Below are 12,618 nucleotides of genomic sequence, written 5' to 3' on the forward strand. Positions count from 1 at the left end.
TAATCGTCTATGTCTAGCACTGCAGTAGTTGCATCCGATTCTGACAAGGACCTCTGGATGGGAGGTAATGAGCCCCTAAAAGCGAGCTATGGCAAGCTTATGATGTGGTTCTTCCTGCTTTCCGATGCCTTTTCTTTCTCTGGCCTTTTGATTGCCTACGGAATGATCCGTTTCAGCCACCCTGCATTCCAGGGCAGCCCCGACGAATTCGTTTTCTCGCAGGAGTACTGGCCAATACCTGAAAAAGTATTTGAAGCTGTTCCTTTCCTTCACGGAATCTCATTGCCGCTTGTGTTTGTGGGCATCATGACTTTCGTACTGATTTTGAGTAGTGTAACCATGGTGCTTGCTGTGGAAGCTGGACAGCGTATGGACAGGAAGGGTGTAGAAAAGTGGATGCTTTGGACGATCCTGGGCGGACTTGCTTTCCTAGGCTGCCAGGCTTGGGAGTGGACGCACTTTATAGTAGGTACAGAAGAGGGTGGTAGATTATTAGACGGTACTTTCATTCATGGAGCTAACTTGTCACAAAATCAATATGGCCCCCCTAACTTTGCGGCCTTGTTCTTCTTTATTACAGGTTTTCACGGCTTCCACGTATTTAGTGGTGTGTGCCTTAACTTCCTGATATTCTACCAGGCAACAGTAGGCAAGCTTGAAAAAGTGGGGCATTACGAAATGGTCGAAAAAGTCGGTTTGTACTGGCACTTTGTAGATCTTGTATGGGTATTTGTATTTACCTTCTTCTATTTGGTTTAATTTTCCGTTCTATAAACAATTAGTAAAATGTCAGCAGAACATCACGAAGAATCAACAGTTGTAGTTCAGCCAGTCGACAAGGCTAAAGTCAGACTGTTTATGAAGGTAACACTGATCTTGTTCGTCATTACGATGATTGAGTTTGCCATAGCCTTTACTGTGGATGCAGGTATTTTGAGGACAGCGGTCTTCATTGCTTTGACTATCGTAAAAGCGTTTTACATAGTAAGCGAATTTATGCACCTTGGCCATGAAGTAAAGACCCTTATCTGGTCTATTTTGATTCCTTTGATATTTCTGGTATGGCTCATCATAGCATTGATTTATCAGGGCGGTCAAGTGCTGTTGGTGCGATAAGTTTAGCTACGTAAAAGATATTAGCATGCCGGTACACCTACCGGCATGTTTTGTTTGTACCCACACATCATTCATGAGCAAGCTGACAAAGGGAATTATTCTAATTGTAACGCTGGGACTGCCGGTGTCTATTTATCTCTTTCTTCAAGCTTTCGGCGAGAACATGTATGCGCTGCCGTTGTATCCGGAGACGTCATATACCTCAGCCGATTGCGGAACGGTAAATGTTGACTATACAGTTAGCAGGCTTACCTGCGACAGCACCGATGTAGTGGTGCTGGGCGACCAGCAAACCTATCTCTTTCATTTTCCTGACCCTTCTAAAACGGATATAGCAGGTGAAATGAATGAAATGAGAAGGCTGGTGGAAGAAACCAAACCGCTGGATTATCGGTTAATCACCATGAGCAATGAGGAGCAAGTGGATGAGTGGGATAAGCTGGCTGCTTCGCAAGCGGAAACCAGGTATTGGGTGGTGACTTCAGCCTGTGCTGGCAGCATGGAACAGCTGATGAATTGTCAATTGCTGCTTTCTCAAGCTACCCTTGATACTGTGGGTTCGGAGAGTAGAATGGTGTTGGTAGATGAGGTTGGCCGGATCAGGGGGTTTTACGCCAGTGCTGAAAAGGGTGAGATTGATAGGTTATTGGTTGAGTTGGATGTTTTAATGCAAGAAAAATGAGTGCTGTTTCAAATACCACGCCTAATTATCTGCGCTGGATAAGCGTTGTTTCGGTGATCATACCAGTGGCAGTCGCCACATTGATATTCATGCCCGCAAGACTAAATGCTGGTGAGTGGGTAAAATTTTTACCTCACTTGAATGCAGTGATTAACAGCGCAACGGCGGCCTTGCTGTTGCTTGGTTTGTATTTCATTAAAAACAAAAAGGTGGATCATCATAGGGCAGTGATGCTCGGGGCGTTTGCCCTGGGAGCTATTTTTCTTGTTTCGTACATTATTTACCATGCGTCTGTGCCGTCGGTGAAGTACGGCGACACCAATGCGGATGGGCTACTTTCGGAAGCTGAAATGGCAGCAACGGGCAATGGCAGAACGGTTTACCTGATTACCTTACTGTCACACATAGGACTTTCTATTGTTGTGGTTCCTTTTGTGCTTATGGCATTGTATTTTGCACTCACCGGACAGATTGAAAAACACAAAAAGGCCGTGAAGTTTGGATACCCGATCTGGCTTTATGTGTCAGTTACCGGAGTGATTGTCTATTTTATGATCAGGCCTTTTTACACATAAAAGAACTGGGGGAAGTCAAAGACTGTTAGTTAGCATATGAAAGTATTTATCAAAACCCTTTTTGTTGCTGTGGTGCTGCTTTTGACCAATGTGGATAGCCGGGCGCAATGCGCCATGTGCCGGTCAACGCTGGAGGCAAACATGAGCAATGGAGAGACGGCCAATTTTGCAGCAGGCCTTAACTTTGGCATACTCTACTTGTTTTTCACCCCTTATTTGTTGTTAGCAGTGATTGCCTTTTTTTGGTACAGAAACAGCAGGAAAAATGTTAAAAACCTCCGCCCTTCAGGCAATCGTTCATGGTAAGTGCCCTCGTTGCCGGTCTGGCAACATGTTTGTTGAGCCGAACTTCAGGTTAAAAAATTTCGATAAAATGCCGGTTAAGTGTGAGGTTTGTGGCCTTCGCTTCGAGCCGGAGCCCATGTTCTACAATGGGGCCATGTATGTGAGTTATGCTATTTCCGTGGCGCTGACCATCATAGTAGGGTTTTCAATCTATTTCATATTTGACAACCCCGACATGTGGGTTTACATGGCGGCAATCATCACTGTTGTGTTGCTTTTGTCGACAACTATGTTCAGATATTCCAGAATTCTTTATCTTCATGCATTTGGTGGCATAAAATATGATGCATCTTTTGGTGTGTCGACCGAAGACAAATAGGTAAGATAAAACTGTTCCATTTGGCCTCCCATGTAGTAAGCTATAAATATCTTTTCATTGCAGCCCTGTTCGGGGCTTCTGCGTTCTTCTATTGGTATTTTGTTGGTAAAAGCTCTAAGAGAGGTCAGGAAGCCTACGAGCAAATCAGTGAGCGGCTGGTCAGCCAGCTACAGCTCATTGAGAGCGATCTGGCCAATGCGAAAAGCAGCGGGAAGGTGCCAGGCACGCTGCAATCCAATTACCCTATACAGATTTACACGAATCGGTCGCTCACCGGGCTGAGCTCCAATGCTTTCGTGCCCGACTACAGGGTGATTGAGGGTGACTACCAAATTCAGTATTTGGAATGGGAGGGCAATAAATTCATTGCTCTGAAGGAATATACCGAAAGAGCAGGGGTTCGGAAGGAGTATGTGGGCGTGCTGCCCATCTATCGTAACTTTCCAATTGAGAATGAACTGATCAGAGGGGGGTACGATAAGAGTATTTTTGACGAACTGAGGGTTTTCGTTTACGACAAGGAGGTGGAAGGAAGCTTCGCCTTTAGCTATCATGATCAGGTAGTATGCTATTTCACCATACAGTCGCCGCCAGCTGTTTCGTCCCGTTTTGACCGCTTCCTTATCTTCAGCTTGCTTTCTGTGGCGTTTGTGCTGGGTTTTTTCTTCTTCCAGCGATCCGCATCCAACCTGGCAGAAAACGGCAGGCCCTATGCAGGCATAGCTTTATTGCTTGCAGGAGTAGTGTTTATCCGCTGGCTGCTGCTGGCTACCAATTTCCCGTCGTCGGTTTACCAGTTTGACCTGTTCAATTCACGGTACCTCGTTATTTCTTCGCTCCACAAGTCATTGGGCGATCTGATCATCACCGCCTTTTTGCTCGCCTACTTTGTCTACTTTACTTCCAATGCCGTTTTCCGAAGCGACGCCTACGCTTACTTCTCCGGTGCCTCCCAAAAGGTAAAATGGTTGATCACCATTGTGGTCATACTGCTGGGGTATGGGTTTATGGGGTATACCTACCTGCTGTTGCAGGAGATATTTAAGAACTCTCAAATACACCTCGACGTAAACCGCAGTATTCACCTCGATATGTTTCGGATGGGCACGCTGGTAGTGTACTTTCTGTTTTGCTTCAGCTATTTTCTCATTGCTCATGCTTCCTATATACTACTTAAGCATTTCAGAAGTACGTCGCCAGGGATTGTCTGGCTGGTTCATCTGGCCACGGCTGCCATTTTGTTCCTTGTGGCTCTTATCATAGATGGTGATTTAGCCATTGTGCCTGTGCTGCATGCCGCTTACTTCTCCATTATTTTTTGGTTCAGTCTGCCTGAGTTTATTAGGCCGATCCAGTTTCAGGCCTTCCTTTATTTCTTTCTGGCGGCGGCGTTTTCGTCCATTCTGGGTAGCTATTCGATTTATAAATACAGTGAGTTTGAGAGAAACGTGCAAAAGCAAAAATTTGCCAATAGCCTGCTGATAGAAAATGATATTCAGGGTGAGTTTCAGCTAGATGGCATTATGAAATCCATCAAGAGCGACATTTTTATTTTGACCCGCATGATGAGCCCTGTGCTGGCCAAGGACATGATAAAGCAGCGGATTAAGAGGCTTTACATGAATAGCTACTTCGACAAGTACGATGTGCAGGTGTCGATGTATAACTCGAAAGGCGATCCTTTTCCCAACGAGCCTGGTGTCACTTTCTCAGCGATAAAGGAAACCTATGACAAGCCGATTTATAAAACCGACTATCAGAATATCTTTTTTGAGAGTAACTTTTCGCCGGGATCCACCAAGCGCTATGTGTGTTTTATTGGCCTGGAAAGGTACGATAAGACAATAGGATATATTGTTTTGCAGCTTCGCCTGAAGAAGTACCTTCCCAGCACAGTATACCCACGCCTGCTGGTGGACGAGCGGTTTATGAATGAGCCGGCCGATGAAAACTACAGCTACGGTATTTATGAGGGCACAAACCTGCGGTATAAGTCGGGGACGTTCAACTATATCACCAATCTGTCTCAGGGTATTTTTGACAGGAGTAGCTTGTATACCACTGGCCTGGAAATCAATGGGTTCCATCATTTGGGGATAAAGGGATCAAGAGAGAAAAGAATCATTATTACCTCGCCGATGTACGAGGTGAGCTGGATGGTTTCCAATTTCTCGTTCCTGTTTCTGGTACTTATTGGCGGCATAGCTCTTACAGTGGTTTTTAATGCGCTTGAGGTGAGATTTGCTAACACCGGGCTTACGCTGGCTTCCAAGATCCAGATTTACCTCAGCATCGCTTTCTTTCTACCCCTGGTGGTGGTCACCGTGGCAACACTCAGCGCTATCAACAATTCCTATAAGGAGGATATTGACAAGCAGTATATGAAGAAGGCCGAAAGTGTAAACGGTTACCTGGTGTCGCTGATGGATAATTACATTTCGAATGTGATCAACAAGGAGGTGCTGTCCAACGAGCTGACGGATATTGCCAGGTTCTCGCAGGCCGACATCAACCTGTTTAGCGTGAATGGAAAGCTGATGGCCTCCAGCCAGCAAACAATCTATGATGACAAGCTGCTGTCGGAGTACATCAACCCGGAGGCATTAAGACGCATCAGGGAGGATGATGGAGAAAGGATTATCCTTTCTGAAAGTCTGGGCACACTTAACTACAAGTCGACTTACCTGGCGATCAAGTCATTCAATGACGCCAGCCTGTTGGGTATTATGAGTATGCCTTTTTTTGAATCGAGGGCGCAACAGCAAAACCAGCAGATTGAGGTGTTCACCAACATCATCAATATTTTCACCTTCATCTTTATTTTCTCCCTGGTGGTGTCGTTCATGGCATCGAGGGTGCTCACCAATCCGTTGCGGATCATTACCTCCAGGCTGCGGAAAACGACCTTCAACGAAACAAATGAGCCTATTCACTGGAATACCTCTGACGAAATCGGGTTGCTGGTAGCAGAATACAACTCTATGCTGGTGAAGCTGGAAACCAGCCGGGCGGCATTGGTAAGGAGCGAGAAAGAGTCGGCATGGAAAGAGATTGCCCAGCAAGTGGCGCATGAGATCAAGAACCCATTGACGCCCATGAAGCTTACGCTTCAGCACATGCGCAGGCTTGCAGATGACAAAGATGAGGGGCTGAAGAAGTCGATTGATAACCTGCTGCGGCAAATTGATAACCTGAGCGATATAGTTACCTCATTCAGCACTTTTGCGAAGCTTCCGGCTCCGGATCCCAGCAGGTTTGATATTTCCGGCTTGCTTGGCCAGCTTGTGCAGCTGCATAGCAAACCAGGGGTGGATTTTGTATACGAATCGCCGATAGAGCCGGTGTTTGTTGTTGCTGATGAAAAGATGCTTTCCGGCATTTTTACCAACCTGATTATTAATGCCTGCCAGGCCATGGAAGGGAGGCCAGGTCCCCGCCTGGAAATTGGCATAAAGGTGAAGGAGAAAGAGGCCGAGATTTCATTCAAGGACAACGGCATTGGCATAGCAGAAGACATTCAGGACAAGGTTTTTGTGCCATCGTTCAGTACCAAACAGGAAGGGTCGGGCATCGGGCTGGCACTGGCCAGAAGAGGTGTGGAGCAAGCCGGTGGAAGCATATGGTTTGAAACGGTACACGGGTATGGAACTACTTTTTATGTTTCACTACCTTTAGGTTAATGGGGCCACGCCAAAATGCTGCTTATATCTTCACAGCCTTCCTGCGAAAGATCAGGGGTTCTCACCTTATGGCTTTGGTTCTCATTTGTTCCCCGTTGTTGTCATGGGCGCAGACGGGTAGCACCAGGTGCAGGTCAATACCTCAGGGTCGACTACAATTTCAACTTGACTCACTTTCAGCTAACCCTGAGAGCATTAAACTGCCGGTTGGTATTGCGTTCAGTTATGACCTGGCCACTGGGGAGCTGACCTTTGAAAGGCCTCTGGAAGACGCCATAGAGGTTTGCTATCAGGTGTTTCCTTTTACCCTTCATCAGCCGATTTACAAATACGATATGTCGCTTTACTCTCCAGAAGGGCCGAGGGAGAACGTGACGGAAAGCAGTCAGGCCGTAGCCAATGCGCCGCTTGTGAAAGAGGAGCTATTTGCCACCGAATCACTTTACAAAACGGGGAGCATCAGCCGGGGCATCACTGTGGGCAACACCAATAACCTGGGAGTCACATCAAGCCTCAACCTGCAGCTCGATGGCCAGCTGGCAGACGACCTGTTCATCAATGCGGTGATCACCGACCAGCAGGTGCCTTTTCAGCCGGAGGGCAACACGCAACAGATCCAGGACTTCGACAAGGTGCTGGTAAACCTTTACAACGATAAGTTCTCCCTCATGGCTGGCGATGTGGTGCTGCGAAATGACTCTACTTACTTTTTGAAATACTATAAGAACGTGCAGGGTGGCAGGGCGGCTTACAAATACAATCTCGGGAACTGGAAAGCTTCCACCAGCGTCACGGCGTCTATTGCTAAGGGAAAGTTTTCTTCGACACTACTGGATGCAGTAGAAGGATTGAGTGGCCCCTACAGACTTCGGGGCCCGGATGGGGAGCGGTTCATCATTGTGATTGCCAATTCGGAGAAGATCTATTTGGATGGCAGGCTGCTGAAAAGAGGTTTCAACGAAGACTATGTGATTGATTATAACCTGGCGGAGGTCACTTTCACACCCAAAGTGTTGATTACCAAATTCTCCAGGATACGGGTCGACTTTGAATACACTGCGCAAAACTTCAGCCGCTCGATACTGTCGGCGTCGCACAGGCAGTCGAATGGAAAGACAACGGCTTATTTCGAGGTGTATCGGGAGAAGGATAATCCGTTCCGGCCGCTTAGTTATGACCTGACCGAAGCCGACCGGCTGGCCTTGTCTGGCATTGGCGACGACCTGTCGCTGGCAGCCATATCAGGTGCCGACAGTGTGGGGTACTCGGACAACAGGATATTGTATGCAAGGGTGGACACAGTGGATGCACAGGGCAGTGCCTACAGTATCTATCAATATTCCAGCAACCCCGAAACAGCCGTGTACCAGGTCAGCTTTAGCCAGGTGTTGGCGGGTGATTATGTACAGTTACCGTTGGGGTTGAATGGTAAAGTGTACGATTGGGTGGCACCTGTGAATGGGGTGCCCCAGGGCGACTACTCGCCTAGCATTCCTGTGGTAACCCCCAACAGCAGGCAGCTAATGGTAGGAGGGGTCAGCTCCAAAATAACGCCGTATGAAACGGTATATACCGAGCTTTCGGCCAGCAACCAGGACAAGAACCTTTTCTCCAGCCTCGACCAGCAGGACAACCAGGGCTGGGCGCAAAAGTCGGGGATACGATCGGAGGGAAGGGAAGTAGGTTTTTTGAAAGATTACAAATGGCTGTCGGAGGCGTCGTACGAATGGAACCACCAGTACTTCAGGCCTATCGACAGGTACAGGTATATTGAGTACGACAGGGATTGGAGCTATACGCCCATCTTTCAGTCGGCGCAGGAGCCCACCGCCATTGAAGATCACATTGTGGTGGGAAGGCTGGGCATGCAAAAGAGCAGTGCGAACCGCTGGAATTATCAGGCTTTGTACCGTAACAAAGGACAAGCAATAGACGGTTGGCAGCAGAAGGTATTGCTTCGTCAGCAGTTGGGCAAAGCCACCTTTAGTGGTGATTTTTTCGATTTGAAGAGTGCGCAGGGTGTCAATGAATCGACCTGGACTAGGGCGCAGCTGACGGCAGCCTACAAGCTGGGCAAGCTGATGCCGGGCTATACTTTTCAGAGCGACAGGAACGCTATTACCAACCAACCTGCCGACTCGGTGGTGGCGTCAGCGATGAACTACAGTCAGCACATGGTGTTTCTGCAGTCGGCCGACACGGCGCAAAACGGCACCTCTTTCCGGCTAGATGCCAACCGGCGGATAGACGACAGACCCGTGGATGGCGTGCTGCAGCGAAGCGACATCAGCTATACATCGAATGCTTCTTTCACTACCCAATGGAAAGACAGGCACGTGGTATCGGGTGTTTTCACCTACAGGCAGTTGGACGATATACTTGATACCAGCGACGAGAAAGAGGAAACCGTGCAGGGTAGGATCAACTGGCAGAGTGCCTGGTGGGAGCGGTCGATCCGGTCGGATCTATCTCTGGCTTTGCTGAATGGCAGAGAGCTGCGACGGGAGTACGTGTTCATCGAGGTGATTCCGGGCCAGGGTACACATACCTGGCGGGATGACAATGGCGATGGCGTGCAGGACTTGAATGAATTCTATGAGGCTATCAATCCTGATGAGCGCACCTACGCCAAGATATTCGTACCTACCGACAGTTACATTTCTGCCTACCAAACCATCTTGAACTACAGCCTGGAGCTGACAGCCCCGGCAGAATGGAAATCTGCAGGTGGGTTTAAGTCGTTTCTTGGCCGGTTCTCCAATGTATCGGCGGTGCTGGTAGACAGGAAGACGCAGGACAGCAACTGGGCGCAACGCTTAGACGTGTGGAGCACGCCGGGCACTTCTGAGGAAGAATTGGCTTATAAGAATGCTATTCGCAGCCGCTGGTTCTTCAACCGGGCAGATCCGAAGTACGGCCTCGATGTTGGCTATCAGTCTACCGCCGGGCGGCAGCTGCTGACGGGCGGCTGGGAAGCGAGAAACAAAAAGGTGTGGCAGCTCAATACCCGCAACAACTTATCTGCCGACTGGGCCATTTTTCTGCAAAGTGAGGTAGGAGAGACGGAGTCGTCAAGTGATATCTTCAGCAACCGGAACTACCAGATCCGGCAGCGGCAAGTAAAGCCTCAGCTGCAGTGGATGCCGTTGCAGTGGCTGAGAATCACCAGTAGCGTTCGCTATTCGCACAAGAGGGCTTTGCCGGTCTCAGAAGAGCAGGGGAGTGACCTGACAGAATACCAAATTGACTGGCAGATGAACAAGTCGCTACAGTCGACCATTGCTGGTTTTGTGAAGGTGATTAATATGAACTTCGAAGGTGATGAAGCCAGCCCGTTGGGCTATGAGATGCTGGAGGCATTGAGGCCTGGCACCAACTACACCTGGCGGCTGCAATGGCAGCAAAGGCTGAAAAGCGGCCTGCGCTTGCAGATTAATTACGATGGGCGGAAGTCGCCTGGCAAGTCAGTGATTCACTTTGGTGGGGTGCAGGTGACGGCGTTGTTTTAGGGCTTGGCCACCTCACCCTGACCCTCTCCCAACGGGAGAGGGGGGAGCTGCAAGCAGCTTTCTTATTCAGATGGGGCTTCGCCGCCATCCTGTTGTTATGACACCCCGTTCGGGCCCTTTTAGGACTTTGAGAGAACACAGGTGTCGGCACGGCAAAATAGCCATGGAGCAAGAGCCGTCAGACATCGGAATGCAGTTTACTAGCGATTTTGGTTTAAGTCTGCTTTGACCGATAGGCGTTCCTTATTCGGATGGGGCTTCACCGCCACCCTGTTTTTATGCCGCCCCTTCAGGGCTCTGATACAATGCAAGTGCCGTCAGACACCGGGTTGAGTTTCCTGAGGGCCCATCCTCAACCTTTTCGGCGGCTGACTGCCCCAATCCACGGCCCGTAGGGCCGTGCCGACGCCTTTGCTCACAGTGTCGTTGTCGTCCGCCCTCCGTTGCGGCAGGTGCCTTCATCGCCGACTGTGATTCGTTGCGACAGGTGCCTTCACCGCCGACTGTGATTCGTTCCGGCGGGTGTCTTCACCGCCGGTTCCACCACCCACCGCACTTTCTTTCCCCTTGTCCAGCTTCCATTGATTTCCTCGTGTTTCCGTCACATCTTATGCATTGGATTCAACCTATCTGCCTTATGAAAAAGACATTGTTTTCGTTCCTCTTTTCATTGCTTATGCTCAGCGGCTTCTCTCAGCCGCTCTACGAGCAAACCTCCGAAGTCAACAACCTTATGGTGCGCTACGACGCCGACTACGGCAGCCTGCACCGTTTCTACTACATGGACTGCTCTCCTGAGCGTATCGAGCGCCTCAAAACCCTCGATCAGGATTACCTCAGGCAGTTGGAGGCCATGGACTTCAATGCACTAAACACTGGCGCCAGGGTAGACTATCTGCTTTTCAAAAGAGACGTGCAGGAAGACCTGCGCACCCTTACCCTCGAAGGTACCGAACTGGCCGCTGTGAAGCAGTGGCTTCCTTTTGCACCTTATCTCTACGAAATCGAAAACCTTAGACGGCGTGGCAACCAGCTCGAATGGCAGGAGGTAGCCAAAAAGCTGACCAACACAGGCAACGAGATAGAAGCCATCACCACCAAACTAAAAGCCGCCGAGCCCTTCAATCAAAAGCTCACCAGACGGGCCTCCGCCTCCATCAAAGGCATACAGGAAGGCATCAAAAGCATCCACAGTTTCTACAACGAATACGACCCCTTGTACACCTGGTGGGTCACCCTGCCCATCCAGCGAGTCGATAGCCTGCTGACCGTTTACGAAAAGGTAATGACCAGCAAGGCCAGGCTCATCACCACACAAAAAGATGATGGCAGCGGCATTGTGGGCAGCCCCATAGGCCGTCACGAAATCATCAAGCAGCTGGAGTTTGAAATGATCCCTTACACCCCCGATCAGCTCATAGAGCTGGCCAATAAAGAATTCGCCTGGTGCGACGCTGAGCTGCTGAAGGCCTCGAAGGAAATGGGTTTTGGCGACGACTGGAAGGCGGCGCAGGAGAAAGTGAAAAACTCCTATGTGCCCGTTGGGCAGCAGCCCGAAGCCATGATGGAGCTATACAACCAGTCGGTGGCCTTCCTCAAAGAGTACGACCTGGTCACCATTCCGCCCATCGCCGAAGAAAGCTGGCGCATGACCATGATGGCCGCCGAGCGGCAAAAGGTGAGTCCATTCTTCCTGGGTGGCGAAAACTTCATCATCTCTTACCCCACCAACACCATGGAGTACGACGACCGCCTGATGAGCATGCGGGGCAACAACCCGCACTTTTCCAGGTCGACCGTACACCACGAGCTCATCGCCGGGCACCACCTACAGGGCTTCATGAACCGCCGCTACAAAACCTACCGCCACTTCCGCACCCCATTCTGGACCGAAGGCTGGGCCCTCTACTGGGAGCTGCTCCTGTGGGACATGGACTTTCCCCGCTCCCCCGAAGACCGCATCGGCATGCTTTTCTGGCGCATGCACCGCTGTGCCCGCATCATCTTCTCGCTCAACTACCACATGGGCAAGTGGAGCCCCCAGCAGTGCATCGACTTCCTCGTCGACAGGGTGGGGCATGAGCGAGCCAATGCCGAAGGTGAGGTGAGGCGCTCCTTCACTGGTGGCTACGGGCCGTTGTACCAGGTCGCCTACCTCACAGGCGGCTTGCAGTTTTACGCCCTCAAAAAAGAACTGGTCGACGGTGGCAAAATGACCCTCAAGCAATACCACGACGCCGTACTCCACGAAAACGCCATGCCGGTAGAAATGGTGCGTGCCATCCTCACCAACCAAACCCTGCCCAAAGACTTTAAGACAAGCTGGCGGTTTTACCATTAAAGAGGTTAGTCTCTACACTCCCGCAAGTAGTAACCTCTTTAATCCCAACGT

General features: G+C 49.8%; 10 protein-coding genes. 9 read left to right on the forward strand and 1 reads right to left on the reverse strand.

Translation table 11 applies throughout. The annotated features are described in order from the left end of the window. The first annotated feature begins 9 nt into the window (after positions 1-9). The 8 genes from RIG68_RS26585 to RIG68_RS26620 all read left to right on the forward strand — a co-directional run bounded on the left by RIG68_RS26585 (position 10) and on the right by RIG68_RS26620 (position 10,226). The gene (locus RIG68_RS26585) at positions 10-759 is read left to right on the forward strand and encodes a cytochrome c oxidase subunit 3 (protein WP_317492252.1); all 750 of its coding nucleotides are present in this window, start codon (positions 10-12) and stop codon (positions 757-759) included. A gap of 27 nt (positions 760-786) precedes the next feature. Continuing rightward, positions 787-1,116 carry a cytochrome C oxidase subunit IV family protein gene (locus tag RIG68_RS26590; protein ID WP_151997349.1) on the forward strand — a complete coding sequence of 110 codons (330 nt, stop codon included), beginning with the start codon at positions 787-789 and terminating at the stop codon, positions 1,114-1,116. A gap of 73 nt (positions 1,117-1,189) precedes the next feature. Continuing rightward, positions 1,190-1,798 carry a hypothetical protein gene (locus tag RIG68_RS26595; RefSeq protein WP_350129656.1) on the forward strand — a complete coding sequence of 203 codons (609 nt, stop codon included), beginning with the start codon at positions 1,190-1,192 and terminating at the stop codon, positions 1,796-1,798. Next, entirely contained in the window at positions 1,795-2,373 is a 579-nt protein-coding gene (locus tag RIG68_RS26600; RefSeq protein ID WP_350129659.1) for a DUF420 domain-containing protein, read from the forward strand. The genes RIG68_RS26595 and RIG68_RS26600 overlap by 4 nt, the downstream gene beginning before the upstream one ends. 36 nt (positions 2,374-2,409) lie before the next feature. After that, a complete protein-coding gene (locus tag RIG68_RS26605) occupies positions 2,410-2,679 on the forward strand; it encodes a CAMCR motif-containing small membrane protein (RefSeq protein WP_350075705.1) in 270 nt (89 codons plus the stop codon). Positions 2,680-2,746: 67 nt separating this feature from the next. Continuing rightward, positions 2,747-3,037 carry a DUF983 domain-containing protein gene (locus tag RIG68_RS26610; protein ID WP_350075703.1) on the forward strand — a complete coding sequence of 97 codons (291 nt, stop codon included), beginning with the start codon at positions 2,747-2,749 and terminating at the stop codon, positions 3,035-3,037. 20 nt (positions 3,038-3,057) lie between these two features. Next, complete coding sequence (locus RIG68_RS26615) at positions 3,058-6,717, forward strand: ATP-binding protein (RefSeq protein ID WP_350129662.1); 3,660 nt, start codon at positions 3,058-3,060, stop codon at positions 6,715-6,717. Continuing rightward, positions 6,717-10,226 carry a DUF8818 domain-containing protein gene (locus RIG68_RS26620; RefSeq protein ID WP_350129664.1) on the forward strand — a complete coding sequence of 1,170 codons (3,510 nt, stop codon included), beginning with the start codon at positions 6,717-6,719 and terminating at the stop codon, positions 10,224-10,226. The genes RIG68_RS26615 and RIG68_RS26620 overlap by 1 nt, the downstream gene beginning before the upstream one ends. Before the next feature lie 458 nt (positions 10,227-10,684). Here RIG68_RS26620 and RIG68_RS26625 read toward each other — a convergent pair whose 3' ends face one another. Further along, positions 10,685-10,831, reverse strand: a complete 147-nt coding sequence (locus RIG68_RS26625) for a hypothetical protein (protein ID WP_350129667.1) — start codon at positions 10,829-10,831, stop codon at positions 10,685-10,687. 32 nt (positions 10,832-10,863) lie between these two features. On the opposite strand from RIG68_RS26625, the gene RIG68_RS26630 reads away from it, so the two are divergent. Next, a complete protein-coding gene (locus RIG68_RS26630; RefSeq protein ID WP_502880708.1) occupies positions 10,864-12,567 on the forward strand; it encodes a DUF885 family protein in 1,704 nt (567 codons plus the stop codon). Positions 12,568-12,618 lie beyond the last annotated feature (51 nt).

The organism is Imperialibacter sp. (assembly GCF_040222385.1).
In the GTDB taxonomy this organism is placed as follows: Bacteria; Bacteroidota; Bacteroidia; order Cytophagales; family Cyclobacteriaceae; genus Imperialibacter.

Coding starts and splice junctions, on each gene's coding strand:
- RIG68_RS26600 (WP_350129659.1), top strand. CDS start 1,795: ATGAGTGCTGTTTCAAATACCACGCCTAATTATCTGCGCTGGATAAGC.
- RIG68_RS26630 (WP_502880708.1), top strand. CDS start 10,864: ATGAAAAAGACATTGTTTTCGTTCCTCTTTTCATTGCTTATGCTCAGC.
- RIG68_RS26585 (WP_317492252.1), top strand. CDS start 10: ATGTCTAGCACTGCAGTAGTTGCATCCGATTCTGACAAGGACCTCTGG.
- RIG68_RS26620 (WP_350129664.1), top strand. CDS start 6,717: ATGGGGCCACGCCAAAATGCTGCTTATATCTTCACAGCCTTCCTGCGA.
- RIG68_RS26590 (WP_151997349.1), top strand. CDS start 787: ATGTCAGCAGAACATCACGAAGAATCAACAGTTGTAGTTCAGCCAGTC.
- RIG68_RS26605 (WP_350075705.1), top strand. CDS start 2,410: ATGAAAGTATTTATCAAAACCCTTTTTGTTGCTGTGGTGCTGCTTTTG.
- RIG68_RS26595 (WP_350129656.1), top strand. CDS start 1,190: ATGAGCAAGCTGACAAAGGGAATTATTCTAATTGTAACGCTGGGACTG.
- RIG68_RS26610 (WP_350075703.1), top strand. CDS start 2,747: ATGCCGGTTAAGTGTGAGGTTTGTGGCCTTCGCTTCGAGCCGGAGCCC.